The organism is Ectobacillus soli (genome assembly GCF_042610425.1).
Lineage (GTDB): Bacteria > Bacillota > Bacilli > Bacillales > Bacillaceae_G > Ectobacillus.
In genome coordinates this window covers 164,931-190,563 of sequence record NZ_JBGJZM010000001.1, presented here as the reverse complement: position 1 = coordinate 190,563, position 25,633 = coordinate 164,931, and the positions used below count along the sequence as shown (strand labels likewise).

Genomic DNA, 25,633 nt, shown 5'->3' with positions numbered 1-25,633 from the left:
AAATTATTTAAAAACCTGTCAATATGCCAATTAAAAAAAGGGCTTTTATGAGCCCGTATCATGTTCATCCTCTATTTTTTTCTGCTCTTCATCTATGAGCACCCTTCGTAATATCTTACCAACCATCGTTTTCGGTAACTCATCTCGAAATTCATACAACCTTGGTACCTTATATGCCGCTAAATAACTTCTTGCATATTGATTAATTTCTTCAGATGTACAGGTGACCCCGTCCTTTAAAACGATAAATGCTTTTACCGTTTCACCCCGGTACGGATCCGGAACACCGATAACAGCTACCTCTCTTATTTTATCATATTCATATAATACTTCCTCTATTTCACGAGGATATATATTAAAACCACTTGCTACAATCATATCCTTCTTTCGATCGATAATGTAAAAGAATCCACTCTCATCCATGTAGCCAACATCACCTGTCAATAACCAGCCATCTTGAAGAATCGCTGCTGTTTCTTCAGGTTTATTCCAATATCCCTTCATGACTTGTGGACCTTTCACAACAATTTCGCCAACCTCCATTGGGGGAAGTGGATCACCTGTTTCAAGTGACAAAATCCTCGCCTCTGTATCCGGCCACGGTACGCCGATGCTACCTGTGACTCGCTTTCCCCATAAAAAATTACTATGCGTCACAGGGGAGGATTCTGTTAACCCGTACCCTTCTACTAATTTTCCTCCCGTTATCCTCTCGAACTGCTCTTGTACTTCTGCAGGTAAAGGTGCTGATCCACTAAGACATGCTTTTATAGAAGAAAGATCGTATTGTTGCAAATTAGGATGATGCAACAGAGCAATATACATAGTTGGTGCTCCTGGAAATAAAGTAACACGGTGCTTTTTGATCATACTTAATATCATTTCCACATCAAATTTAGGTATCAAAATCATCTTATACGCCTGCATAATAGATAGATTCATTACCGTCATCATGCCGTATACATGAAAAAAGGGAAGGGCGCCCAGAATGACTTCCTCACCAGGTTTACAATTATAGAGCCAGTGAATTGCCATACTTGTATTGCTAACTAAGTTTCGATGGGTTAACATAACTCCTTTCGGAAATCCAGTCGTTCCACCTGTATATTGAAGTAATGCTACATCTTCCGTTGCACATGGTACTTCTTTGAGTGGAAATGGATAATCCATCATTTCCTTCCAAACGATTACCTGTTCATTTTCCTTCAGATTATCTTTAGTGGGACGTTTATTTCGGTTTGAGTATGCGTATAGGATTTGTTTCGGGAAGGGTAGAAAATCTGCGATACTAGTTACGATGCAATGATGTAAAGATGTGGAGGACATGATGTGTTCTACCTTATTATATAATAGGTCTAGACATAAAATGACGCTTGCAGCGCTATCATAAAGCTGATATTGTAGCTCACGCTCTGTGTAAAGTGGATTTGTTTGAACAACGATGCCGCCTGCTAGTAACGTACCGTAGTATCCGATTACTGCTTGAGGACAATTTGGTAACATAATAGCTACCCGGTCACCTTTTTTAATACCTATACTTTGTAAATAGGCAGCAAAGGTTAGTGCCTGCTCAAATACTTGTTGAAAGGTCAGTTCCTTCCCTAAAAAATAGAGCGCTTTCTTTTCTGGGTGCTCTAAAGCAGTCTGTTTTAAGTACTCCTGTAATGCTTTATTTTCATAAACAATGGAATGAGGAATTTCCTGCGGATAACTTGTAAGCCACCGTTTTTCCATACAGCCTCCTCCTTATTTTCTAATTATTCTAACTATTACTAGTATATATGATGGACATAGCATCGGACAAAGATGTTTTTTTCGACATTAACCAACAAGTATACACCACATTAAGGTTCATTCGATTATACTAATCCTATATAGATTGTATTTACCATGGAAGGAGCGAAGCAATGATAAAAGGTCTGTGGAACTTATTTATGAAGAGAAAATGGCTTTCTATCGGAATTATATTGGTTATATTAGTAGGCTCAACTTCACTATTTGTCTATAATGCCAAGAGTAAGGAAGCAGCGTTGCAGGTAGCACAACAAGAACAAGCTACAAAGCAAAAACTGTTAGTTGAACAAAAAGCACAAGAACAAAAGAAATTGGAGGAACAGAAAAAATTGGAAGAACAAAAAAAAGCTGAGGAACAAAGGAAAGCAGATGATTTAAAAGCTGCCGAGGAGAACAAACAAAAGGAACAACAATCATCAAGTGCAACTAATATTGTAAATGCACCTTCCACAACTGTTGCAGATTCTTTCAAAACCGTAGAACAAAATAGACAAATTATATTGGTAACGACAAAAGGTTATGGAACAAGTGAAGCATACATACGTACCTTTGAACGAGATGCAAATGGACATTTTACTACCATTCTCGGCATGGATGGGTATATTGGAAAAAACGGATTTGCCTCTGTAATGAATGAGGGTGGATCTGCTTCTCCGCGCGGAAAATATACGATTGGCACGGCGTTTGGAATTCCAAGTAACCCAGGAACAAAGCTTCCATACCGACAAATCACTGATGATGATGTATGGGTGGATGATGTAAATTCTTCCCTATATAACACATGGCAAAAAAAATCGCAAAACAACGGACGATGGTCGTCTGCTGAAAATATGAATATTCCGCAGTACAAATACGGATTCGTCATCAACTACAACACCGATCGTATACCTGGAAAAGGAAGTGCCATATTCTTTCACATTAGCGATTCCTACACACTCGGGTGCACAGCAACAACCGAAAACAATGTACTACGCATATTACGATGGATCGACCCAAGTAAAAACCCAATCATTATACAAGCACCAGAATCAGAACTAGGAAATTATTAACCAAAAAAGCGGACCCGGCTCGTCCAGCTCCGGAGGTTGGAAGTTCCTTACTATGAAAAACCGCTACTTTTATAAATTAGCGGTTTTTCATATATTCACTTAAAACTCCATCCCTTCTTTTTCAATTGTTGCTCGTAATCGTTTCATCGCTTGAGTGTGGAGTTGTGAAATACGGGATTTATGAAGGCCCATAACATGCCCCGTTTCAGTCACATTTAAGTTTTCATAATAGATAAGGGAAAGGACGAGCTTTTCTTTGTATGGCAGGTTCTCAATTAGCTTAGCCAATCGTTGCTTACGTTCCTGCTCTAGCACCCATTCCTCTTGCTTCGGATAATAAATATCCACCACTGTTTGAAGCTTAGAATGTGATTCATCCTCTTCTTTTAATGGCTCATCCAATGATTCATATTTCATAATGGACAGCTGCATTCTCGTTTTTTCGTATTCTGCAAGAGTGATTCCCAAATATTCGCTCATTTCCTCTGAGGTGGGATGACGCATATATGATTGTTCCAATGTTTCGAATGCTTCCCGAAAATGCTTTTCCTTCTGACGCATCGAACGAGATGCTGTATCTGATTTTCTCAGACCATCTAGTATTTCCCCGCGAATTCGATGTGCAGCGTAGCTTTCAAATGTATTGTCATGTGTTGCATCAAATTTTTGAATAGCATCCCATAGCCCAATCATTCCAAGTGAGTGGAGTTCATTTTCATCTGCCTGTGTTGATAATCTTTTTTTCATTTGTGAAACAATCATACGAACTAACGGAGTATATCGCGTAATCAAGTCTTCCTCAGTTCCTTGCATCAAATTTCTCACTCCCCTACCGTCGAATATCTTTTGGCTGCTCACAGATCAAACACCAAGCTATCATCTATTTAAACAGCATGGAAAACTTCTTTAAAAATCCTTTTACCCCTTGATTCTCCTCATTAGTAGGAGTACCCGCCACGTAACGTTTGACGAGTCGCTGTAAATCACCAGATGCATGACAATGTGGATAAGCAACATAAAATGGAACTTGTTTTTGTACTGCCTTTCGCACGGCTGGATCATCCGCAATCGCACCAAATATATGTAATTCATGATGTAAGAACTGCTCAAACACCAATTTAAATTTACTAGCTACATCAATGCCTTCAGCCCGGGTAGCAATTCGGTTAATTATAAGCTGAAAGAACAAGTTTTGATTGCTTGCATGCAATATTTTCGCAACAGAATATGCATCTGCAATCGATGTCGGCTCGGGTGTAGTTAGCAGAAAGATTTCATCTGCAGCCAAATGACATTGCAGCGACTCCTCTGTTAGACCAGCGCCTGTATCAATGATGATATAGTCTGCATAATCGTGAAGTTTTTCTAGTTCTTGAAAGAAATAGGTCCGTTCCTCTTCATTGAAAGATGTAAGGGATTCAAACCCTGTTCCGCCCGCTACATATTCAACTCCTTCTATCCCCGTCTCAAGAGCATCCCAAATCGTTCGTCGATCCTTGACCATATCAATTAAATTGTATTTCGGTATAACTCCCATTAAAATATGTAAATTGGCCATACCTATATCAAAGTCAATGACGACCACTTTTTTACCACATTCTTTTAAAGCAATCGCGAAGTTTAAGGCAAAGTTCGATTTTCCAACGCCGCCCTTTCCACTAGCAATAGTCAGCACACGGGAAAGGTGAGACGACTGCTTGCTTTTGTCATACAATTCTCTCAAACGATGTGCTTGGTCTTGCATCCTCATCTACTCCTAGTATTTTTTTCGCTATATATGCAGCATCTGGGACGATAATATCTTGTGGTACACCTTGACCCGTTCCGATATAAGACAACGGATATGGATAATGATAGACCATATTTAATATCGCACCGTAACAGCTCGTTTCGTCCCATTTTGTAACGATTAGCTTATCAATCGGAACCCCATTCATTTTTTCCACAATTATTTTCATATCTTTCCATCTCGTTGTCATGGAAAGAACTAAATAATTTTCTTGTGGGTAATCCTGTTCAAGATAATGATTTATATCGTCTACATTAGAAGTGTCCAAATAATTACGACCAGCACTATCCATAAATACAATTTGACAATTTTCTAATTTCTTAAGAGATGGTTTCAATTCGTCGCTACTAGATACAACTTGTAACGGTACATTTAATATATTGGCGTACGTTCGTAATTGATCAACTGCAGCAATCCGGTACGTATCGGTTGTAAGTAGGCCGACTCGTTGCCTTTGCTGTAACATATGGATGGCGGACAATTTGGCAATCGTCGTCGTTTTCCCAACTCCTGTTGGTCCTAGTAGTGTTATAACGTAAGAATCAGTGCGTGTTTCATTTGTAAACCCCTCTACCAAAAGCTGTTCCACAATAGCTAGTAAGGTTTCTTTAATTTCTTTTTCCTGTATATAATCTAAGTTTTTATGAATCATATCTACTTTTTTCATAATATAATGGATGACTTCACGGTCCACTTCTTGCTCTTGTAGTCTCTCTACCCATTTATCTAGCTTTGCATGTGATTTTTCTTCCGTCATTGTATGTATAAGTTGTTTCATTTCTGCTAGTTCTTTCATAACTGAGTCATTCGCATTGGTAGCATGAAAACTTGGCTCATAATCCGTTTTTACCTCTGTTGCTTTTCCTAATCCTGATGCAGCTACGACTTCCACTTGTTTTCTACCAAATAGACCAAACAGTCCTTTTGATCGTATTACTGTAGTCTTGAGAATGATTGCCTCGTTTCCTAGGTCGCGTAGAATCATCGGATACGCTTCTTCTATATGGTGGACCAAATAGGTTTTAATTTTCATAGATTCACCACTCCAACGCTTTGAACTTCCACATCAGGTTCAAGCTCGTTATAAGATAAGATTGGAATATTTGCTAACGCATGTTCGGTAATTTGACGAATGTACATTCGAATGCCAGATGAAGAAACAACAATAGGCTGTATCCCCATTTGAATCGTTTGCTGTACGGTTTCCCCTACCGATTGTACAATTCGATTGGTCGTCTCAGGATCAAGAGAGAGAACATCCCCATGCTCTGTATGAACAATGGCCTCTGCCATTTTCTTTTCTACTTCTGCCCCAACCCGAACAGCATGTATCACACCATTTTGTGAATATTGATGTGTCAATTGACGAGCAAGTGCCTGTCTCACATATTCTGCAAGAATATCATGATTTTTCGTATAGACAGCGTAATCTGCAATGGCCTCAAAAATAACAGATAGTGTACGAATCGACACTCGTTCCTTTAGTAGCTTTTGCAATATTTTTTGAATATCGCCTATCGAAAGCACTTGTGGTATCACTTCTTCCACTACAGATGGATTGCTTTCTCGTAAATGATCAATCAGTTGTTTTGTTTCTTCTCTTCCTAAGATTTCGTGTGCATACTTTTTAATTGTTTCGGAAAGATGCGTACTAATTACAGAAGATACATCTACAACTGTAAACCCATACAATTCTGCTTGTTCCTTCATATTCTCATCAATCCACAAGGCTGGAAGTCCGAAAGTCGGTTCAACGGTTTCAATACCTTCGATGCCATAATCCTCTCCGCCTTGATTAAGCATCAAATAGTGATCCAGCAGAATTTCTCCGCCTGCTACTTTATTGCCTTTTAATTTAATGATGTATTCATTTGGCTTTAGCTGAATATTATCCCGTATTCGAATGACAGGAACGACTAGCCCAAGTTCAAGCGCGAATTGTCTGCGAATCGCTACAATACGATCCAACAAGTCACCTCCTTGGTTTGTATCAGCTAACGGAATCAATCCTATCCCAAACTCAAACTCGATTGGGTCTTCCTGTAGGAGTGAAAAAACACTTTCTGGCTTTCGAACATCATCTAATTCTTGTTCCGATTGTAAGTCTTCTTCTTTCTCTTCTAACTTTGAGGCATTTCTTTGCATGGCATAACCAGCATAAGCAAGCAAACCTGCTATGCCCCATGTAGCGACAATCCCAATGGGAGTAAGAAGTCCAAGCAAAGCAATAACACCTGCTACGACATATAGTAAATTTGGATAGGAAAACAACTGTCCTGCTATATCTTCCCCTAGATTACCATCTGATGAAGCCCTCGTTACAACAATACCCGTTGCCGTAGATATCAATAAAGCTGGAATTTGGCTTACAAGACCATCCCCAACAGAAAGAAGAGTAAACGTAGTAAGTGAGGAATTAAAATCCATACCGTGCATCGTCATCCCGATGATAAAACCACCGATAACATTGATTACAAGTATGATAATACTTGCAATCGCATCCCCTTTTACGAATTTACTTGCCCCGTCCATCGCACCGTAGAAATCTGCTTCCTGCATGACCTTCTTCCGTTTGATACGGGCATCTTGTTCCGTAATCATACCAGCATTCAAATCGGCATCAATGCTCATTTGTTTACCAGGCATAGCATCTAATGTAAAACGAGCAGCTACTTCCGCCACACGCTCTGATCCCTTTGTAATAACTAGAAATTGAATAATGACAAGAATTAAAAATACAACGAATCCAACTACTGCATTTCCACCAATTACAAATTGACCAAACGTTTCAATAACATGTCCTGCTTTCGCATTCGAAAGAATTGATCTTGTACTCGAAACATTCAACGAAAGACGAAAAAGTGTCGTTAATAATAAAAGAGAGGGAAAAACAGAAAAATCTAATGGTTCTTTCGTATTCATACCGACTAGTAAAATCATAATACTCATCGAAATATTAATAATAAGCAAAATGTCCAAAATAAACGTAGGTAATGGAATAACCATCATGATGATAATCATCATAACAGCAACTAATACGCCAACTTCTTTTAGTTTCATTGTTTCACCCCCACTACTTGGTTAATGTCCCTTTCATCTGATACACATAAGCAAGTACTTCCGCTACCGCTTTAAATAGATCCTCGGGAATTTCTTGGCCAATTTCAACATTTGCATAAAGTGCTCTGGCCAAAGGCCTATTTTCCATTGTGATAACATGATGTTCTTTCGCAACTTCTTTAATTTTTAAGGCAATATAATCTGCGCCTTTTGCTATTACAACTGGGGCTGCCATTTCTCCCGCTTCGTACATAATCGCTACGGCAAAGTGAGTCGGATTCGTAACAACAACGCTTGCTTTCGGTATATCATTCATCATCCGTGACATCGCAATTTGTCGTTGCTTTTCCTTTACCTTTTGCTTGATAACCGGATCGCCTTCCATTTTTTTATACTCTTCTTTGACTTCTTGTTTTGTCATTTTGAGTTGTTTATTATGATCAAACCGTTGGTACAGATAATCAACAATTGCGATGATAAAATAGACGACAGAAAGAATAAGTGTAATCTTCACAAGTAAGGAAAACATATACGATATAATATTTTGCGGCGTCATCAAAGACATTTGTAATATGGATTGTCTTTCCTGCCAAAGTAGCATGCCGCCTGTTGTCGTTAATATAATAAATTTCAATAGAGATTTTAAAAGTTCAAATACCGATTTCATTGAAAACATACGCTTTATACCTGAAATTGGGTTGATTTTACCCAACCCACCCTGAAGAGCAGCAAACGATAGAACAAAACCAACTTGTACAACATTTCCAACTATAGCAGCAATCCATGCTGCCAAAAGGACCGGAGCTACAATTGGTATACTTACCTTAAGCAGCCCAATAAACAGAGTCGGAACGGAATCTTGCGTTACATCCCATTGCATCATCGTAGAAAAACCTTGCCCAAACAACGTATACAATTGCGATGCCATACTCTTTCCAAACACCGCAAGTGCTATAAACGAAAAGGTAATGACCGTCGCACCTGATAAGTCAGTACTCTTTGCATATTGACCTTTTTTCTTCGCTTCTTGTTTTTTATTCGGGGTTGCTTTCTCTGTTTTTTCTGCAAAAAATTGCAAATCCAAAGACATTGTCATTGTTTATCCCCCCAATATATGTAACATTTGTTCAAATGATGAAATCATCGTTTGAACAAGCTGGGATAGCATGTAAAAAAACACGGGTATGGACACATACAAAATGACGAAATAAACAAGAACTTTAATCGGAATACCTACTACAAATAAATTCATTTGTGGAACCGATTTTGAAATAATGCCTAATACAAGATCGACCATGAATAGCGTTCCTACTAATGGAGCCGCAATAAGCAAGGAAATCCAGAACATATGACCGATAATATCAAGCAAAACTTGTACAATATTTGAAGTAAATGAACTTGGCAGCCAAGTATCTACTGCAATCCATTGATAGCTCTGAATAATTCCCTTTAGAAGAATATGGTGACCATCAGAAAGAAGAAAAAACATCATCGTTAAGATGTAATAGAATTTTCCTGTTAGCGGCTCTTGAATTCCTCTCTTTGGATCAAACAAAGATGACATCGTAAACCCACTTTGTAAATCAATGTAGCTTCCAGCTAGTTCTACTGCATAAAATAGAATAGAAGATGCAAAGCCAAGAGATAATCCAACTGCCAATTCTTTAAATACAAGCAAGAAATACGTGCTGTTAAAAACGAGTGGCGTAGTAGGCTCAATAAATCCTAACGTCACAATAGCAATACAAAATGAGAATCCCCATTTGAGTTGACTCGGTATTTGTTGATTGTTCCATATGGGTGCAGCTACAAAAAATGCTGAAATTCTAACGAATACAAGTAAAAACAAAGATAAATACGGTATTAACTCCATCACATTACCCTATAAATTTCGTTAGATTTGTAAAAATATTGCGTGTAAAGTCAATCAGATTCGTTAGCATCCATGGTCCAAACAAGAGTAGTCCTACTAGAACAGCAACAATTTTCGGAACAAACGCTAACGTCTGTTCTTGAATTTGCGTTGCTGCCTGTATGATACTCACAAGTACCCCTACAACTAGTGCAATAAGTAAGATAGGTGCTAGCACGAGCATCGTAATATAAATTGTACTTTGTGCAAGAGCATTCATACTTTCTGGTGTCATATCGATTTCTCCTCTTATGTGTAACTCACGAACAGCGATTGTACGACAAGATGCCAACCATCTACGAGAATAAACAGTAGAATTTTAAACGGTAAGGAGATCAAAGATGGCGGTACCATCATCATCCCCATTGCCATTAAAATACTCGCAACAATCATGTCAATGACAAGAAACGGAATGAATAATAGAAAGCCCATTTGAAACGCTGTCGTTAATTCACTCATTACAAACGAAGGAACGAGAGCACGAAGAGGAATATCTTGCACTGTCGTATAACTCGGTGAGTGACTATATTCTAAAAATAAGTTCAAATCCTTTTGACGTGTTTGTTTCGCCATGAACTCCTTCATCGGGGCTGTTGACTTCGTATATGCTTCTTGCTGTGATATATTTCCTTTTATATAGGGCTGTAGGGCCTGATCATTTATTTGTTGAAACGTAGGTCCCATAATAAAAAACGTTAAAAATAAACTAAGCCCTAATATAACCTGATTGGGCGGCATTTGCTGCGTTCCAAGAGACGTCCGAACGAAAGAAAGAACAATTGCCACTCTCGTAAAGGATGTCATTAATAAAATAATGCTAGGAGCAACCGACAATACAGTCAGTAGCAATACAAGCGTCAGTGAGAATGACTGATTATTCATGTCCCCTAATGCACTGATATTAGGGATACTTGGTATAGTAGGACTATTCGTTGCTGCAAGGGTTACATTCTGATTTACAAAAAAGAGGGCAAAAACAATCAAGAATACTTTTTTCAATTATCTTTCCCCCCATCCTTTGGCTCCTTATCTTTATTTCGAGGAAGTGTATTCCGATCCAACTTTCGCATCTGCTGTTTCAAAATAGCATTCCATTTTTCTGCAGAAGCAAAGGATTGTAACGTCCATTTGGCTTCATTCTCATCTGTTGCAGAAGCAATTGCTTCTAACAACTCCTTCTGTTCTTCCCCAGGAGGAATGGTACGAATCAATCCAATATTTTCACCGACTCCAACGATATACATCGTATTCCCAATCATGAGTAACTGAACAGAACGATTATTTCCCAGTGAATAGCTGCCAATAGCATGAAAGGGTCCACTATCCCGAATTTTCGTTGCTTTTTTCGATAGCACTTTTGATAATACATAAATGAGTACGATAATTAATACAAATGAACCGATAAATTGAAAAATATACGGTACAACGGAAGGAGCAGGGGCAGGCGAGGATGCTGCCGGGGTATTTTTTTGCTGCGAGCTCGTATCGTTATACTGCTGGTATACGGTTCCTTCTTTCGCTTTCGCGCTGGGCATACTACATACTAAGAAAACGAGGAGAAAGCTTAGTAGCAGTTTGTTCCATTTGATCATGAGACTGCTCCCTTCACTTCATTTTTCTTTCTCTCTCTTGAATCGAAACGATATCAGTTATTCGAATGGCAAACCGATCATCTACGACTACAATTTCACCTTCTGCAATCTTGGCTTTGTTCACAAGCATAGCTACATGTTCCCCGGCTAACTTGTCTAAGCGAATAATGCTTCCTTTTTTTAACTCAAGTATGTCATGAATCGTTTTCTTGGCTCTACCTAGTTCAAAGGAAACATGTAGTGAAACGTCTGTAAGCAATTGTAGCTGTTTCTTGTCCATATCAACGGTTTCTTCCATAATAGGAGAGAACGTAACAGACTGGACTGTGCTTTCTTTTTTTTGTTCGTTCACGTTTTCCCCTCTTTTCAAAATCGATACCTACCCTTTTTTCGCAAGTTCCTTTAATGCATTAGAAACAATAGCAGCCTTTTTCGGATCCATTCTGCCAAGAATATCTGCCTGCTGCGATACATTCATATATTTTAAAATAGATGCTGCATCCTGCACGGTAAGATTTTCTAAAATACTCGCAGCATTACTAGGGGACATATTTCCATAAGTAGCTGCTGTCTTTTTATAATAAGCATCTGTATTCGCCGTACTTTGTTGCTTGCTTGCATCATTTTCCTTCGTGTCCAGTTGCATTTGTTTTTCGCGTAAGCTTGTCTGAAGATCTTGAATGAGCTTCTCCTGCTCACTCACTTTTTGTTGCATACTTTCGTATTTTTTTGAAAGTGCAGCATAGGAATCTCCGCCCTGTTGCGTACTAGGATTGGATTTCGTTACCGGATCTCTTAATTCATCCCCCATGAACAAGTATAAAATCATAAATATGAGGAATGTAAAAATAAGGATTTCACCGAAAATATAAAACGGTCCTTTCCATCTTTCACTTTTCATTCATACACCTACTTCATGAAGTGACACCTATCATTTTGTGAATCCTAGTGAGGTAAAGATTGTTTCTGATAATAGCGAACGGTTGCCATTTCATCTAGCATATTTTGCTCGAGTCTATTCTGGTTGCTTATATACAATTCCCGTGATTGTTCGCGCAAATGATTCCATGTTTTCTCATCTTTACGTTTCTCTAAAAAGGTAGTCTGCTTCAGACGAAGTTCATTCTCCACAACTTGTACTTGTCTCAAAACCTGCGATATTTCAAAGTCTAAAAAAGTAAGATATTCATTTTGTTGGTGAATGGTTGCTGCTGTATAAGCGTTATCTACCCTTTCCCATTTCATAATCCATTCGTTTCGTTTTTCTTGCAGAGCATGTAGCCTTGCTACAATTGCATCCCGTTTCATAACCGAGGCTCCATAGTCAGTGAGTGCTTGGTCCTTTTCCTTTTCCTTCATCGTAACAATCTGTTCATACCGGTACCGAAATGTCATGATCCATCGCCCCAAATCGATTCGTTAATGTAGAAACCGCCGCCTCAAAGGAAGAATCCTCCATTGTTCCTTGTTTTAAAAATTGATCAATCCAATCCTTATTTGAAATGGCCTCATCAATTTCTCTAGCTGTTCCCCGTTTATAGGCACCAATTTGAATTAAATCTTCTGCCTTCTGATAGGCACTGATTAACGCCTTTACTTTTTCGGATGCTGCTATATGGCTACTAGATGCAATATCCTTCATGACGCGGCTCACACTTGCCGTCACTTCGATAGCGGGATACATTCCCTTCTGTGCGATGCTCCGGCTAAGCACAATATGACCGTCTAAAATTCCTCTAACGGCGTCTGCAATTGGCTCATTCATATCATCACCATCGACAAGAACGGTATAAAAAGCAGTAATCGTACCGTTTTCATTCGTGCCTGCTCTCTCCAATAACCGCGGCAGCATGGCAAATACAGATGGTGTATAGCCTTTCGTTGTCGGCGGCTCGCCTATAGCTAAGCCAATCTCTCGCTGCGCCATTGCAAACCGTGTGACTGAATCTAACATCAGATTGACATTCATTCCTTGATCTCGGAAAAATTCAGCAATTGCAGTAGCAATCATCGCACCTTTAATTCGGATGAGTGCTGGCTGATCCGAAGTCGCTACGACAACAACTGACTTGGCTAATCCTTCTTTTCCTAAATCACGTTCAATAAAATCAAGAACTTCTCTTCCACGTTCCCCGATTAAACCAATTACGTTAATATCAGCTTCTGTATTGCGTGCCATCATCCCAAGAAGTGTGCTTTTTCCTACACCGCTTCCGGCAAAAATACCAACGCGTTGTCCTTTTCCAATCGTCAGAAGACCATCAATGGTTCGAACCCCTACACTTAAGGGGGCATTTATTCGTGGTCGCTTGAGTGGATTCGGCGGGAGACGATTTGCATTTACTTCCACTAATCCAAGCGGAAGATTACTTTCATCCATTGGCTTTCCAAGCCCATCTAACACTTTTCCCAGCAGTCCAGTCCCCACCTTCACCATTAACGGCTTACCCGTAGACACAACTTCACATCCAGGTCCTATACTATGTATTTCACCAAGCGGCATAAGAAGTACATTATTATTGCGAAAACCTACCACTTCTGCTTGAATGGGCTTACCTTGCCTATTTGGATAAATAAGACATATATCCCCCATATTCACGTCAGGTCCCTGTGATTCGATGGTTAACCCTATAACTTGGGTTACTTTCCCATTCATTTTGATGGCATTCATATTATGTAACGTCTCTAAATAGGGTTCAACATCCCAATTACTCATCTAAATCCACCTGCCTACAAGAAAGAAGAGCCTTTTTTATTTCCTCTAGTTGCACATCAATTCTTGCATCAATACTGCCATATGGAGTAAGGATGCGGCACCCACCATCTGAAATACTATAGTCAGGGAATACCTTCACTTCCACTTGTCCATCCATTACAGCTACGAGTTGTTGCCTTTGTTTTTGTACAAAATCGAAGTCTTTTGGCGCAACGCCAATGGAAATGAAAGAAGCATCATGGATTGTAAGTAACGTTTGACGAATCATGTGAATAAGTGCCTCTTCGTTTTGACTAAGCTCTTGCTGCATAATTTTCTTGGCTATTTCAATTGTAAGGGAAAGAACAAATGGTTCTGCTTCCTTTATTAGCTTTTCCTTTTCCTCGTATGCCTGTTGTAAAATGGAAGAAGCTTGCGCGATCTTGTCCTCAAACTGCTTTTGTCCCTCTTCCATTCCAGTGGTATAGCCATTTTGATAAGCTTCCTGTTCCATGCGTTTCAGAGAAATATGGAACTGTTCTTCCTCTTTGTTACGCCACTCTTGCAGTTCTGTCTCTGCTTGATTTCGTCTTTGTTCTATTTCTACTTCTACATCTGCTAGCATCATTTCTCTCTCCTGAAGAAAAGGATCCGTAGCCTTTTCCTCAATTTGTTCAATCGGAGGAAGAGAGGGAGTAGCCATAGTTAATATTTTTCGTTCTTCTTTTTTTATCACCTTAGCCGCTTTTACAAGTTTAGATGACAAGATTGTCTCCCCCATTTCGAGAGATAATAATGATGCCGTCTGCTTCTAACTTTCGAACCATTGTGACAATCCGTTTCTGTGCCTCTTCTACATCCTTCATGAGAACAGATTCGTTTGCAGCGATTTCTTCTTCCAATAGATCCTGCCGACGCTTGGAAATATTGCGATAAATCGCATTTTTCATCGTTTGCGTTGTAGAACGCAATGCAAGTTGTAAATCCTCGTTCGCCACATCGACCAGAATACGCTGAACCGAACGATTGTCTAGATATGCAATATCATCAAATACAAACATTCTTTGTTTAATTTCTTCCGCTAGATGCGGATCCGTAGACTCAAGTGTATCGAGTATATTTTTTTCTGTACTTCTGTCTACTCCGTTTAAAATGTTTACGATCGATTCGATTCCATTTTTCGACACTTGTTTATGTGTGCTTGTCGCAGATAATCGTTCTTTTAAAACTTGCTCTACTTGATGGATCATATCCGGTGAAGCTGTATCCATAATAGCAATCCGTTTCGCTATATCAATCTGTTTTTCTGGTGAAAAAGCAGACAATATAGTCGATGCCTTTTCTGAATCGAGATAGGATAGAACAAGAGCAATTGTTTGTGCGCTTTCATGTTGCAATAAGTTTAATATTTGTACAGATTCTGCACGGTCCACAAACTGAAACGGCTTATCTCCTGATTGAGTCTTCAAGCGACGCAAGAATACGGACGCCTTTTCTGAGCCAAGGGATTGTTGAAGTAAGTCTTTGGCAGCCTGCATACCCCCATAGGATGCTACATTGTTGGCAATAGCCAATTCATGAAATTCCCGCATCACCTGCTGTTTTATCTCCGAGGAAACCATCCGTAAATTCGTAATTTCCTTCGTTATACTTTCAATTTCATCTTCATGTAAATGCTTCATAATTTCGGCAGAAGCACTTGGACTGACTGAAAGAAGTAAGATAGCTATTTTTTGTAAATTTGTATATTTCACCATCTTAACACCCCCTTCCCGTTATTCCTTAATAAGCCAAGTACGCAGTAATCCTGCAATTTCCTTCGGTTGCTGTTGAACCATATCTTCGACCTGCTTCTTAATAAGGGCATTCTCATCAATTACTGCTTCAGTTTTAATCGGTAATTCGGGTACGATTTCATTGATTGCTTTTCTTTTTGCACTTCTAGAGCGTAGCATTAAGAATACTACTGTAACGAGTAACAATACTGCCAAGCCAGATACAGCATAAACCCACCATGGTAATGCCGTAGAAGCCGTTGTAGCTGTCTTTGGTTTTCCTGTAAATTCTTTTGGGAATACAACAATACGCGTTGCGATATCTTGGCTAGATAAATTTTTATCTGCTAATGCTGATTTCACAACATTCGAAAGAACATTTTGAATATCTGATTTCGTTTGATCAGTAAGAGATGCTGGATCCTTAGGATCTGGTGGTTCCACCGCTATATTGATTGTTAAGTCATCTATTTTGTATGGGCTTTGTACAATATCCCGTGAAATCCGATTCACTTCATAGTTAAAGCGATTCTCGATATCTTCTGATTTATTATTTTGCGTATTTCCTGCTGCTGGATAGTTCGTTGTATCCATTTGTCCATTAGCATTCGTACCATTCGGTTGTGAATTTCCGGTATACGTTTTTGAAATTTTCTCAGCGCTAATAGCAATTCCTTCATTTGTATCTTTATTCACAGGTTCTACAAGATTTTGTTTTTCCGTTACTTTATCAAAGTTTAACTTAACAAAGGGCTGTATAATCACTTTGTCTTGTCCCATCAACATGCCTAGCATTTGCTGCAAGCGTTGTTGCATATCTTTTTCTACCGTTTGCTGAATGTTTCGTTGTTGTTGAAATTGATCCATATTTACAGATCCATCATCCGTACTGGAAGCATTTGCAAGACCTTGACCATATTGATCTGTCATAACGATATTTTCTTTCGGAAGATTCGGTATACTTTTAGAAACTAAGAGATACATAGCTTGAATTTGCTTGGATTCAAGCGTAGTACCTGGTGCTACATTAATTAAAACAGAAGCAGATGCTTGTTCCTTTTGATCCGAACGAACAAACAAGCTTTGTTGTGGCAAGGTTAGCACAACTTGTGCATCCTTTACTCCCTCAACATGTTTTAATAAATCAGCAATTTGCCCTTGAAGTGCTTCACGTTCCATTGCATTCAACTGGCGATCGGTCGCTCCAAAGTTTAATCCCTTCGTCATATCTGAAAAACTAATAGCACCCGTTTTCGGCAATCCTTTCGAAGCCAAAGATACGAGCAAGTTCGGTGCATCCTGTTGTGGAACGAGTAAAACCGTTCCCTGTTTATCTAGTTTATATTTTGTATATCCTTCTTTATCCAACTCTGCTTTAATATCGCCCACTTCTTTTTGGCTTAGTTCATTCGTATAAAGCTGAACATATTTCGGAGTTGAGACAAAGTATATGAATAAAGATAATCCGATAATGAGAGCAAAAAATAAACTAGTAAACAAAATTTTATTTCGTTTGCTAACCGAATTCCAAGATTGCTTCATATTCTTGCCTAATTCGATTATTCGTTCCTTCATTATTATCCCACCGCTTTTCAAAATTACCGTTATACTTGCAATCTCATCATTTCTTGATAGGCTTCAAGCATCTTGTCACGAACTTGAACTGTTAACTGCATCGCAATGCTTGCTTTTTGAGAAGCAATAGTCATATCCTGCAAATTTGTTGATTTACCGCTTGCCACAAGAAGCGCTTGATTATCAGCATCTTTAATCGAGCTATCTGCTTGTTGTATGTATTGATTCAAAACATCTCCAAACGAGGAAGTTCCACTGGTCTGCTGCGTACCTGATATATTCATCCATGCTGCATTTGGCTGTATTCCTGTTACATTCATCTTTCAATCCCACCCTATTTTCCGATTTCAAGAGCTTTCAGAAGCATCGCTTTTCCGGCATTAAATGCTGTAACATTTGCCTCATAATCACGGGATGTAGCTGTTAAATCCACCATTTCCTTCGTTACATCAACATTTGGCATCATTACATATCCCTGTGCATTGCTATCTGGATTGGTCGGATCATAAACAGGACGAGCTGGACTTTGATCCGCCACAATACCATTGACTTGTACTCCTGTTAATTGTTGCTGTAAATATTGTGAGAAGGGTGCTGGCTGCTTCGTACCGATCTCCACCGTTTTTCTTTGATACGGCTGCCACTGCCCATTAACAAATTGGCCCCGCGTTGTATTTGCATTAGCAATATTCGATGAAATCGTATCTAATTTCAGACGCTGAGCAGTTAGGGCAGAGCTACTAATCGATAAAGGTTGAAAAATGGACATAGAACATCACCTACTTTTTTAATGCGATATTTAATAAATTAAATTGCTCACTTACTCCATAGGCTAAGGACTGATACCAAATCGAATTTTCAGCAAGTTTCGACATTTCGGAATCGAGATCAACCCCATTCCCGTTATTATTCATAACTACGGGCTGTTTCATTAACGATGGTGTAACCGTATCGCTTTGGCCACCAATGGAGATATGCCTTGGATCTGTTGCTGTACCTGAAAAAGAGAAATTACTCAGCTTTTGCTGTAAGATATCTTCAAATACAACTTGATCCGGCTGAAAATTTGGTGTATTTGCATTAGCAATATTGTTGGAAATGGTCTGCTGTCTCATCGAGGCTGCATCTAATGCACTAGATAAAATATTCATTACTTGCACCATACTTTTCACCTGCCTATTAAAAATCACCATATACAGCATTAGCAACCTGTTAATATAATATATTTCGATAATATATTACGACAAGTTGAGAAAAATAGAAATGAAAATATTTCTATTTTTCAAAAATAAAGGGAAAAAATTGAAAAATATAAGCAAATTTAATGATTTTTACATTAAATTTAAATATAAAATGAGATTCTTTTTCTAATAGGATATCAAAATATACAAAAAAAAGAAGAATTATTTTAATAATAATTCTTCTTGATTAAAAAAATTTGTACATTTTGTGAATTTTTAAAGTAAGCTTTATTCGAAAGGATGTTACTGTCTACCGGATAAACTTTTCATAGCTTGTGACCATGTATCTCTTAATTCTTTGAACATTCCTTCTACTTCTTCTACATATGTGATGTCTTTCTTTAAATTGGCTTCTACTAATCTTGCTTTCATGTATTCATAAAGCGGAGCTAATTGATTGGTAATTTCGTAGTCGGGATTTAACGTGATGAGCAGCTCATTAATAATGTCTTGTGCACGTATGATTAAGGTGTGTGCTTTTGGTAAATCTTGTTGTTGCATCGCTTGTTTAGCTTGTAGCAAGAACTTTACGCCACCGTTATATAACATAAGTGTTAAATCTTCCGGTCTGGAGGTTACCACTTGATTTTGTTTATATACATCATATGGATTCGGTTTGTTAATCATCTAACTTCCCTCTTTCAATTCTTTTTATCGTAGAATGCTCCATTTGGAATGATAACCGGCTGATCGTAATGCTTGAAGAGAAAAGATTCGTTACGAATACTCACAATATGTTTTTCATGTTGTTTCATCGCTTGAAAAAGCATTTCTTGAATTTGTTTTTCCATGCGTAATAGCTTTGTTATTTGCTCTTGTATAGTATCATTCATTACAATCTGTTTTTCTGTATCATCAATTGCATCCATTTTCTTGATGGCTTCCTCTCTCTTATTAAGCAAGGAATTAACAACGTCTTCTCTTCCGTTCGTTAAGGCATCCAGAAGTTGCAAAGTAATTTGATAATATACTTCGATTTGTTTTTCTTTTTCTTCAATCATGTTTACTTACCACTTTGTGATGTACCTAGTTGTGAAGTTAACCAACTGCTCTGGCTATTAGATTGCTGCATCGCTTGTTCCATCGCATTAAATTTAGCCCAATATTGATTTTCTTTTTGCGTTAAGCTTGCTTGCCATGAAGTAATTTGCTTATTAATATCTTGAATACTTTTATCTAACAGACTGCCTCCGATTTGTAAGGTCGGATCGCCTGCTTTTGTTACGAGTTGTTTTAAAGTCGCATTTACTTGATCATAAATCCGCCATGCAACGCCGCTATTTTGAAATTTACTTGTGCTATTTAAAGTGGTATCCGATACAGTACCAGTATCATATGTTTTCGTAAATAACGTTTGAACATCTGTTGCATTCGTCTGCAACAGCCCTTTTAACTTCGCTTCATCAATGACAAGCTTTCCATTGTCATGATAGTCCGTACTTGTAGTTATCCCTATTTTAGCAAGTGAGTTGAAATTACTATTTACCGTACCTGCAGTTGGATCCGAAACGGTGCTATAAATCGCTTTGCGCAATGAAGTTAACAATTTCCCCACAATCGAGTCATTTTGTAATACGCCCTTTTTCGCTTCTGTTTCCCACTGCGTAATTTGTGTATCCGTCATGCTTGATTTCTGAGTATCAAGTAAAGGGGGATAGTCCTTATTCTTTGTTTCACTTATTTTCCCATTAAATGTTGTAATCATTTCGTTATATTTGTCTACAAATGTCTTAATACTAGTAAAAATCGCATCTGAATCAGGCGTTTTTGTAATGTTGACAGCACCACTTGTAATGTTGCTGTTTAACGTAAACTGCACGCCATCAAAGGCAAATGTATTGCTCGTTAGCGTAAGGTTGACTCCGTTAATTGTTGCACTACCATTTACACTTGCTTTACCCTGATTCCCACCCGCAATTGTACTTTGATTTAAATCTACCGTTCCATTTGCAATATTTAACACATTTGTAGGAGCAGACGAGATTGCAATAGACGAATAACCTGGGTTAGACGTAAAAACGAGTGCCTTATCCCCCGCTGAGTAACTCGCTGTAACATGTGTATTTTGGGATTGTGCATTAATTTTTGACAAAGCTGTCTGTATATTATCGGTATCTGTTAACACGATAGTAGTATTATTAGTAGTAGTGGGATCAGTAAGCGTAAAGCTGAATCCCTTTCCCGTCCCAAATGCTGTTGTTGTATCGGTAAGACTTGCGTCTACAGATGAAAATTTCACCGATGAAGGGATGGCAGGTTGATATAATGTTGCGGCGGTAATGCTGTAATTCGTTTGACTTGGATTACCGCTTTGTGTAGCTGTGATTTTACTTGTATCTGACGATTGGATTTTATTAGCTTGGAATGTAGACTGCAGACGTAAATTTTGAAACGAGTTTCGAAAATCTAATAGCTTTGTATTCACATCACGGTAAGCAGCTTGTTGCCACTGCGTCCACTGCTTGTTTTGCATAATTTTATTTAAAGGAATTTGTTCTACAGCCATTAACTTTGTCACAATACTTTGTGTATCTAGACCAGACGCCATTCCTGTAATTCTTAAATCACTTGGAAGCATATTCAATCACTCCTTCTTTTTTTACTTATCGGACTTCTACTCTACTTTCATGTATCGGCAGATTTTATATATCGTTTAATGATATTTAAGAAATGAGCATTCAAATTTTCTTTCTTAATAAAGAACATCTTTGTATATTATACAAAGGGATGAAGAAGATCCTCCTTCACCCCTTTGTTATGTATTAGAGTACTGGTTTACAAATCTCTGTAATTCGAACCCCAAAATGCTCATCTATGACTACAACTTCACCTTTTGCAATGAGCTTATTATTAATGTAGACATCTAACGGCTCTCCAGCTATTTTCTCAAGCTCAACGATAGAACCGTTCGTTAATTCGAGCACTTCATTAATTTTCTTTTTCGTTCTACCCAATTCAACAACGATTTCAAGAGGGATAGATTTCAAGAGCTGTAAATTTAATTGGTCGAATTCTTTCTCATTCCTATTTGAAGCGGACGGTGATAACGTATCGTTGCTCTTTAGAGCTTCTGTTTCACCTAATAATGCCTGCAATTCTTCTTGCGATAGCTTTCCGTTATCATCCATTTTCCCCATCTCCTTCTCGTACGTTTTCAATTCTAACTGCCATTCGTGTTTTTTTCGTTCCCGGCATAGCTAGAAATTTTGTTTGTTCTCCTACTCTCACATGTAACGGAGCATCTGTTAGTTGATTCAGCTGGATCACATCACCAACTGCTAAGCCAAGAAATTCTTCAATGGTAATGCTTCCACGGCCAAGTTCAACCGTTAACGGAACAATTAAATTTTCTACTTTTTCTTGCAGATGCTCGTTTTCTTCAATATTTTTTGCTTTTTGCCGATTGGCATACCACTGGTATGAGGATAGCTTCGATATAAATGGTTCAATTAACATATACGGAATACACATATGCATCCGCTCTTTCATGTCTCCGATTAACACATCGAAAGCAATTACAATTACAGTTTCAGTTGGAATGGCAATTTGTAAGAACTGCGGATTCGTTTCAATATCGAGCATTTTAAATTCAATCGGGATGATACTATTCCATGCCTTTTCAATATTTTGTACAAAGCCTTCAAATAATCGTCTGAGCACATTCTTTTCGATTGGCGTTATGCTAATATGTTCAAGTTCATTGATAGTTCCTGGTCCGCCTAATAAACGATCAATCGCTGCAAATGCCATGCGCGGGCTCACTTCCATCACCACGCGCACTTCTTGCTTAACCGCTTCAAATATGGTTAGAACCGTTACAGTAGGCAATTGGTTAATAAATTCCTCGTACAATGTCTGCTCAACGGAAACGACTTCCACTTGTACAATCGTACGAAGCAATGCTGAAATGGATGAGGAAAGCTGATAAGCAAAATTTTCATGAATTCTCGTTAACACACGAACTTGCTCAATCGATAGACGTAGAGCTTTTTTGAAATCATAGACTTTCACGTTTTGTTCTTCTTCAGATAATGGCTGATCAGTATGAAATGATGGGATAAATTCCTCCATTTACCGTACTCCTTCCTTATTATATAGGAGTGTAAAAACATAGAAAAAGAGGAATAGCAGCATCCCCCTTTTTCGTTATAAACAATCGCTATTCTATAGATATATTTTTTATCGTTTTAAATTGATAAGTTCGTTTAGTATATCATCAGACGTGGTAATTATCTTACCATTTGCTTGGAAGCCACGCTGTGCCGTAATCATGTCGGTCATTTCTTCTGTTAAATCGACGTTAGACATTTCAAGTGCGCCGGAAACGATTGGACCCACGCCGACGCCAGAATTTGACATAGAACCTGAATTTAAACTTACTTGATAGAGCGATCCTCCTATTTTATTAAGGCCACTTGGATTTGGTACAGTAACTGTATGGATCGTTCCAAGGGGATCGGTACTACCATTAGCCCTAATGCCCTTCATCTGTCCATCAGCGGCAACTGAATAGGATAAATACTGTCCTAGATTAGCCTGGGATATATTAACACCATCTACTATCATTCCATCTGGATTCACTAAGTTTCCTACTGAATCTACACTAAAATTTCCTGCTCGTGTTAAAAATTGATTCCCATTTGAATCTTTTACAACGAAGTATCCGTTCCCATTTATGTATAAATCTGTAGATAAGCCAGTCGTTGTAGGGCTTCCTGCAGTTTGTATCGTATCGATAGTACCAACTTTTGTTCCTAAACCAACTTGTAGTGGATTCGTACCACCCATGGTAGCAGTAGGTGCTGAGGCACCTTTCATGTTTTGGCTAAGTAAATCTTCAAACATAATACGACTCTTTTTAAACCCTACCGTATTCACATTTGCGATATTATTTCCTACTACATCAAGCTTTGATTGAAATGCTTTTAAACCTGAAACCCCTGCATTTAATGAACGTAACATTGAACATTCCTCCTATTTAAAATTACATTTCAATTGAATTGATAGAGTTTTCCAGAAATTCATCATTTCCTGCCTTCAAGTAAATACCATCTGCTTTTTGCGTAATCCCCGTTACAGCACTACTCTTTTGCTCATTTGTAACAGGGTCAGTCCATGTAACCTTTTTCCCAAGTAAATTAGAACTACTGCTAATACTATTATTTGATTTTGTAATATAATCTGTCATCGTTTGATTCAAATTTGTCATTTGTTCTAGCGAACTAAACTGCGCCATTTGTGCAATAAACTCACCATTTTGCATCGGTTGTGAAGGGTCCTGATTCTTCAACTGTGTAACTAATAATTTTAAAAAATCATCTTTTCCTAAATCCTTCTTGGGTGGGGTTGCTACTTTTGGTGTATATGTATTCGGTATGGATGTAACAATTGTCATTTCATGCTCCTCCCATAGATTACGCCATCGTATTGATTTGTGATACCCATTCAGATTCATAAGGTGCATCGGAATATTCTTCCGTTTCACCATAACTATCTCCGCGTCTTCTTGATTGTTGCTGTCCTTGTTTCGGAGCAGAATCCCCGCCTTGTGAAAATGATGACGGTAGTGAAGAAGAGGAATGCTGGGTAATATTAATTTTGTCTACTTGTAATCCCTGCTGCTGCAGGGCAGCATAAAGGGAATCCACATGCTGTTCAAGAGCAGCTCTACCAATAGATGAATCTGTTATTAATTTTGCACTAACATGTCCATCTTGAATAACAACTTTAACGTCGACTTTCCCCAAGTCATCCGGGTTTAAAGATAACGTTGCTTCCATTTTTCCTGACGTCTCAGCTACATGAATACGAGATGAAAAGGTTGAAACAAGATCTTGTGCAAACGCACTTACAGTAGACGGAATGGAAGGTGTCACAATAGAATCAAAGCTTTTCGTTGCTTGAACATTGGGAATAGTGATGCCATTACTAACAACCTGATTACTAGACCCTACCTGATCTTGATTAGGACTAGAATTATTACTCATATCGTTATTTTCCTTACTTTTCGCTGCATTCTGACTATTTTGCATGAGTACATTCAATTGATTTATAGGATTTACACGTTCCGCAGGAGCTTGTGTAATTTCTACCGTTGGTTTTTCATGATTTACATCAGTTGCATCTCGAAACTTTTGTTCTGTTTTCAGTAATGATGTTCGCATTGATAGCGGCGAGGACGTTACAGCGATTTCGCTTGAAGAGATCTGCTTTTGTAGAACGCTTTCGCTAATTCCCATGTTGGGTACCTTGCTTGTGCTGCCCTCACTCGATACTAGCGAATTCACAATTCCACTCTCTTGCTTGTTTAGACGTATTGCCTGGTTAGGCATGGAACTTTCCAATTGATTTTCAATCGCCTTTCCTTTGGAGATTACAACAGACGATTGCTCTAACACATTTGGTAGGGCGTCTAACGCCTTGTTTAACTCCTTCATCCCAGCTTGACTTTGTACTGGTGATTGCACGCTATAGGCTTTCTCAGCACGATTCGATACTTCTTTTGATTCCATTGTTCCCTTTACTAATGATGAAGTCATTACAACATTGTTTGAAGAAACCTGCTTATGTAATAGGCTCTCGTTTGATCGTAACGAATTTATCTTTCCACTGTCTATCACGTTCATATCCAATTTCTTACTAGCCATAGAATCCGTAGTAATAGTTTGGCTTAGCTGTTGAAAACCGGGATTTTCCTCTTGTCCCGACATGTTATTAGCACTTACAATTTGCTTTATGACTTGACTTTGCAAATGTAGGTCAAGAGATTTCTCTAATGCTACGGAACTTCCTTGATTTTTTACGAGCGATTGCAAACCAACTTTCTTTTCAGCACTGTCCACTAACGTCCCTGTTGCACTCTGGTCCGTTTTTAATGGCAAAGTTGTACCCGTAGGCGATGGTATTACTACGTTAGTGAGCTCCGCATCTTTCTTTTTCTCACTATTTTTTTGCGTGCCTTGTAAATAGGAAAGAAAGGAAGCAGAAGCAGTATCCTTTTCTTTTTCTTTTGAATCCTTCGATACGTTATATTCCTTGACAGGTAAAATAGAAAGCTGCATCACATAGATTCACCTACTGTTTTTTCATACTATACTAATAGAATAATCATTTTTCTATAAACAAACAATGATTTTCACTATATTTTTGAA

At 38.4% G+C, this 25,633-nt stretch carries 28 protein-coding genes and 1 pseudogene; 1 reads left to right on the top strand and 28 read right to left on the bottom strand.

What is annotated here, in order from left to right; genetic code table 11:
* Window positions 1–45 precede the first annotated feature (45 nt).
* A complete protein-coding gene (locus ACAN53_RS00960) occupies window positions 46–1,734 on the bottom strand; it encodes an AMP-binding protein (protein WP_379965683.1) in 1,689 nt (562 codons plus the stop codon).
* Between the two features lie 173 nt (window positions 1,735–1,907).
* Between ACAN53_RS00960 and ACAN53_RS00955 the strand changes: the two genes are divergently transcribed.
* Entirely contained in the window at window positions 1,908–2,843 is a 936-nt protein-coding gene (locus tag ACAN53_RS00955) for a L,D-transpeptidase family protein (protein ID WP_379965680.1), read from the top strand.
* A 99-nt stretch (window positions 2,844–2,942) separates the two neighbouring features.
* Here ACAN53_RS00955 and ACAN53_RS00950 read toward each other — a convergent pair whose 3' ends face one another.
* The 27 genes and pseudogenes from ACAN53_RS00950 to ACAN53_RS00820 form a co-directional block, all read right to left on the bottom strand.
* On the bottom strand, window positions 2,943–3,656 hold the full coding sequence (locus tag ACAN53_RS00950) for a sigma-70 family RNA polymerase sigma factor (protein WP_379970192.1): 714 nt from the start codon (window positions 3,654–3,656) through the stop codon (window positions 2,943–2,945).
* 67 nt (window positions 3,657–3,723) lie between these two features.
* Complete coding sequence (locus ACAN53_RS00945) at window positions 3,724–4,587, bottom strand: MinD/ParA family protein (protein WP_379965677.1); 864 nt, start codon at window positions 4,585–4,587, stop codon at window positions 3,724–3,726.
* Complete coding sequence (locus ACAN53_RS00940; RefSeq protein ID WP_379965674.1) at window positions 4,550–5,665, bottom strand: flagellar biosynthesis protein FlhF; 1,116 nt, start codon at window positions 5,663–5,665, stop codon at window positions 4,550–4,552. Before ACAN53_RS00940 ends, ACAN53_RS00945 begins: the two co-directional genes overlap by 38 nt.
* On the bottom strand, window positions 5,662–7,692 hold the full coding sequence (gene flhA, locus ACAN53_RS00935) for a flagellar biosynthesis protein FlhA (protein ID WP_379965671.1): 2,031 nt from the start codon (window positions 7,690–7,692) through the stop codon (window positions 5,662–5,664). Before flhA ends, ACAN53_RS00940 begins: the two co-directional genes overlap by 4 nt.
* A gap of 13 nt (window positions 7,693–7,705) precedes the next feature.
* Window positions 7,706–8,788, bottom strand: a complete 1,083-nt coding sequence (gene flhB / locus ACAN53_RS00930; RefSeq protein WP_379965668.1) for a flagellar biosynthesis protein FlhB — start codon at window positions 8,786–8,788, stop codon at window positions 7,706–7,708.
* A 3-nt stretch (window positions 8,789–8,791) separates the two neighbouring features.
* On the bottom strand, window positions 8,792–9,565 hold the full coding sequence (fliR, locus tag ACAN53_RS00925) for a flagellar biosynthetic protein FliR (RefSeq protein WP_379965666.1): 774 nt from the start codon (window positions 9,563–9,565) through the stop codon (window positions 8,792–8,794).
* A gap of 4 nt (window positions 9,566–9,569) precedes the next feature.
* Window positions 9,570–9,839: a flagellar biosynthesis protein FliQ gene (gene fliQ, locus ACAN53_RS00920; protein ID WP_379965664.1), complete on the bottom strand. Its 270-nt coding sequence runs from the start codon at window positions 9,837–9,839 to the stop codon at window positions 9,570–9,572.
* Window positions 9,840–9,853: 14 nt separating this feature from the next.
* Window positions 9,854–10,486: a flagellar type III secretion system pore protein FliP gene (gene fliP / locus ACAN53_RS00915; RefSeq protein WP_379970190.1), complete on the bottom strand. Its 633-nt coding sequence runs from the start codon at window positions 10,484–10,486 to the stop codon at window positions 9,854–9,856.
* A gap of 113 nt (window positions 10,487–10,599) precedes the next feature.
* Window positions 10,600–11,196, bottom strand: a complete 597-nt coding sequence (locus ACAN53_RS00910) for a flagellar biosynthetic protein FliO (RefSeq protein ID WP_379965661.1) — start codon at window positions 11,194–11,196, stop codon at window positions 10,600–10,602.
* Between the two features lie 13 nt (window positions 11,197–11,209).
* Entirely contained in the window at window positions 11,210–11,548 is a 339-nt protein-coding gene (gene fliN / locus ACAN53_RS00905; RefSeq protein WP_379965659.1) for a flagellar motor switch protein FliN, read from the bottom strand.
* Window positions 11,549–11,575: 27 nt separating this feature from the next.
* A complete protein-coding gene (locus ACAN53_RS00900; protein WP_379965656.1) occupies window positions 11,576–12,097 on the bottom strand; it encodes a MotE family protein in 522 nt (173 codons plus the stop codon).
* 44 nt (window positions 12,098–12,141) lie between these two features.
* Entirely contained in the window at window positions 12,142–12,591 is a 450-nt protein-coding gene (gene fliJ / locus ACAN53_RS00895; RefSeq protein ID WP_379965653.1) for a flagellar export protein FliJ, read from the bottom strand.
* Window positions 12,569–13,912 (bottom strand): flagellar protein export ATPase FliI, encoded by a 1,344-nt coding sequence (gene fliI, locus ACAN53_RS00890; protein WP_379965650.1) that lies wholly within the window; start codon window positions 13,910–13,912, stop codon window positions 12,569–12,571. The genes fliJ and fliI overlap by 23 nt, the downstream gene beginning before the upstream one ends.
* Window positions 13,905–14,657 carry a FliH/SctL family protein gene (locus tag ACAN53_RS00885; protein WP_379965647.1) on the bottom strand — a complete coding sequence of 251 codons (753 nt, stop codon included), beginning with the start codon at window positions 14,655–14,657 and terminating at the stop codon, window positions 13,905–13,907. Before ACAN53_RS00885 ends, fliI begins: the two co-directional genes overlap by 8 nt.
* Window positions 14,647–15,648: a flagellar motor switch protein FliG gene (gene fliG, locus ACAN53_RS00880; protein WP_379965644.1), complete on the bottom strand. Its 1,002-nt coding sequence runs from the start codon at window positions 15,646–15,648 to the stop codon at window positions 14,647–14,649. The genes ACAN53_RS00885 and fliG overlap by 11 nt, the downstream gene beginning before the upstream one ends.
* Before the next feature lie 18 nt (window positions 15,649–15,666).
* Window positions 15,667–17,241 carry a flagellar basal-body MS-ring/collar protein FliF gene (gene fliF, locus ACAN53_RS00875; RefSeq protein ID WP_379965641.1) on the bottom strand — a complete coding sequence of 525 codons (1,575 nt, stop codon included), beginning with the start codon at window positions 17,239–17,241 and terminating at the stop codon, window positions 15,667–15,669.
* Window positions 17,242–17,270: 29 nt separating this feature from the next.
* Complete coding sequence (gene fliE, locus ACAN53_RS00870; protein WP_379965638.1) at window positions 17,271–17,561, bottom strand: flagellar hook-basal body complex protein FliE; 291 nt, start codon at window positions 17,559–17,561, stop codon at window positions 17,271–17,273.
* 14 nt (window positions 17,562–17,575) lie between these two features.
* Window positions 17,576–18,010, bottom strand: coding sequence for a flagellar basal body rod protein FlgC (gene flgC / locus ACAN53_RS00865; RefSeq protein ID WP_379965635.1), 435 nt, complete (start codon window positions 18,008–18,010; stop codon window positions 17,576–17,578).
* A 10-nt stretch (window positions 18,011–18,020) separates the two neighbouring features.
* Window positions 18,021–18,404 (bottom strand): flagellar basal body rod protein FlgB, encoded by a 384-nt coding sequence (flgB, locus tag ACAN53_RS00860; protein ID WP_379965632.1) that lies wholly within the window; start codon window positions 18,402–18,404, stop codon window positions 18,021–18,023.
* Window positions 18,405–18,725: 321 nt separating this feature from the next.
* Window positions 18,726–19,109 carry a flagellar export chaperone FliS gene (fliS, locus tag ACAN53_RS00855; protein ID WP_379965629.1) on the bottom strand — a complete coding sequence of 128 codons (384 nt, stop codon included), beginning with the start codon at window positions 19,107–19,109 and terminating at the stop codon, window positions 18,726–18,728.
* Window positions 19,110–19,123: 14 nt separating this feature from the next.
* Window positions 19,124–19,483, bottom strand: a complete 360-nt coding sequence (locus tag ACAN53_RS00850) for a hypothetical protein (RefSeq protein ID WP_379965626.1) — start codon at window positions 19,481–19,483, stop codon at window positions 19,124–19,126.
* 2 nt (window positions 19,484–19,485) lie between these two features.
* Window positions 19,486–21,060: a flagellar filament capping protein FliD gene (fliD, locus tag ACAN53_RS00845; protein WP_379965623.1), complete on the bottom strand. Its 1,575-nt coding sequence runs from the start codon at window positions 21,058–21,060 to the stop codon at window positions 19,486–19,488.
* A 184-nt stretch (window positions 21,061–21,244) separates the two neighbouring features.
* A pseudogene (gene fliN / locus ACAN53_RS00840) lies at window positions 21,245–21,490 on the bottom strand (flagellar motor switch protein FliN); the annotation flags it as partial.
* A 112-nt stretch (window positions 21,491–21,602) separates the two neighbouring features.
* On the bottom strand, window positions 21,603–22,553 hold the full coding sequence (gene fliM, locus ACAN53_RS00835; RefSeq protein WP_379965620.1) for a flagellar motor switch protein FliM: 951 nt from the start codon (window positions 22,551–22,553) through the stop codon (window positions 21,603–21,605).
* Window positions 22,554–22,661: 108 nt separating this feature from the next.
* Window positions 22,662–23,444, bottom strand: coding sequence for a flagellar hook-basal body complex protein (locus ACAN53_RS00830; RefSeq protein WP_379965617.1), 783 nt, complete (start codon window positions 23,442–23,444; stop codon window positions 22,662–22,664).
* 22 nt (window positions 23,445–23,466) lie between these two features.
* A complete protein-coding gene (flgD, locus tag ACAN53_RS00825; RefSeq protein WP_379965614.1) occupies window positions 23,467–23,877 on the bottom strand; it encodes a flagellar hook assembly protein FlgD in 411 nt (136 codons plus the stop codon).
* A gap of 19 nt (window positions 23,878–23,896) precedes the next feature.
* Window positions 23,897–25,543 carry a flagellar hook-length control protein FliK gene (locus ACAN53_RS00820; protein ID WP_379965611.1) on the bottom strand — a complete coding sequence of 549 codons (1,647 nt, stop codon included), beginning with the start codon at window positions 25,541–25,543 and terminating at the stop codon, window positions 23,897–23,899.
* Window positions 25,544–25,633: the final 90 nt, after the last annotated feature.

Bases quoted from the DNA above. Each gene is read 5' to 3' on its own strand.
- ACAN53_RS00960 (WP_379965683.1), bottom strand. From the start codon at position 1,734: ATGGAAAAACGGTGGCTTACAAGTTATCCGCAGGAAATTCCTCATTCC.
- ACAN53_RS00955 (WP_379965680.1), top strand. From the start codon at position 1,908: ATGATAAAAGGTCTGTGGAACTTATTTATGAAGAGAAAATGGCTTTCT.
- ACAN53_RS00950 (WP_379970192.1), bottom strand. From the start codon at position 3,656: ATGCAAGGAACTGAGGAAGACTTGATTACGCGATATACTCCGTTAGTT.
- ACAN53_RS00945 (WP_379965677.1), bottom strand. From the start codon at position 4,587: ATGCAAGACCAAGCACATCGTTTGAGAGAATTGTATGACAAAAGCAAG.
- ACAN53_RS00940 (WP_379965674.1), bottom strand. From the start codon at position 5,665: ATGAAAATTAAAACCTATTTGGTCCACCATATAGAAGAAGCGTATCCG.
- flhA (WP_379965671.1), bottom strand. From the start codon at position 7,692: ATGAAACTAAAAGAAGTTGGCGTATTAGTTGCTGTTATGATGATTATC.
- flhB (WP_379965668.1), bottom strand. From the start codon at position 8,788: ATGACAATGTCTTTGGATTTGCAATTTTTTGCAGAAAAAACAGAGAAA.
- fliR (WP_379965666.1), bottom strand. From the start codon at position 9,565: ATGGAGTTAATACCGTATTTATCTTTGTTTTTACTTGTATTCGTTAGA.
- fliQ (WP_379965664.1), bottom strand. From the start codon at position 9,839: ATGACACCAGAAAGTATGAATGCTCTTGCACAAAGTACAATTTATATT.
- fliP (WP_379970190.1), bottom strand. From the start codon at position 10,486: ATGAATAATCAGTCATTCTCACTGACGCTTGTATTGCTACTGACTGTA.
- ACAN53_RS00910 (WP_379965661.1), bottom strand. From the start codon at position 11,196: ATGATCAAATGGAACAAACTGCTACTAAGCTTTCTCCTCGTTTTCTTA.
- ACAN53_RS00900 (WP_379965656.1), bottom strand. From the start codon at position 12,097: ATGAAAAGTGAAAGATGGAAAGGACCGTTTTATATTTTCGGTGAAATC.
- fliJ (WP_379965653.1), bottom strand. From the start codon at position 12,591: ATGACATTTCGGTACCGGTATGAACAGATTGTTACGATGAAGGAAAAG.
- fliI (WP_379965650.1), bottom strand. From the start codon at position 13,912: ATGAGTAATTGGGATGTTGAACCCTATTTAGAGACGTTACATAATATG.
- fliG (WP_379965644.1), bottom strand. From the start codon at position 15,648: ATGGTGAAATATACAAATTTACAAAAAATAGCTATCTTACTTCTTTCA.
- fliF (WP_379965641.1), bottom strand. From the start codon at position 17,241: ATGAAGGAACGAATAATCGAATTAGGCAAGAATATGAAGCAATCTTGG.
- fliE (WP_379965638.1), bottom strand. From the start codon at position 17,561: ATGAATGTAACAGGAATACAGCCAAATGCAGCATGGATGAATATATCA.
- flgC (WP_379965635.1), bottom strand. From the start codon at position 18,010: ATGTCCATTTTTCAACCTTTATCGATTAGTAGCTCTGCCCTAACTGCT.
- flgB (WP_379965632.1), bottom strand. From the start codon at position 18,404: ATGGTGCAAGTAATGAATATTTTATCTAGTGCATTAGATGCAGCCTCG.
- fliS (WP_379965629.1), bottom strand. From the start codon at position 19,109: ATGATTAACAAACCGAATCCATATGATGTATATAAACAAAATCAAGTG.
- ACAN53_RS00850 (WP_379965626.1), bottom strand. From the start codon at position 19,483: ATGATTGAAGAAAAAGAAAAACAAATCGAAGTATATTATCAAATTACT.
- fliD (WP_379965623.1), bottom strand. From the start codon at position 21,060: ATGCTTCCAAGTGATTTAAGAATTACAGGAATGGCGTCTGGTCTAGAT.
- fliM (WP_379965620.1), bottom strand. From the start codon at position 22,553: ATGGAGGAATTTATCCCATCATTTCATACTGATCAGCCATTATCTGAA.
- ACAN53_RS00830 (WP_379965617.1), bottom strand. From the start codon at position 23,444: ATGTTACGTTCATTAAATGCAGGGGTTTCAGGTTTAAAAGCATTTCAA.
- flgD (WP_379965614.1), bottom strand. From the start codon at position 23,877: ATGACAATTGTTACATCCATACCGAATACATATACACCAAAAGTAGCA.
- ACAN53_RS00820 (WP_379965611.1), bottom strand. From the start codon at position 25,543: ATGCAGCTTTCTATTTTACCTGTCAAGGAATATAACGTATCGAAGGAT.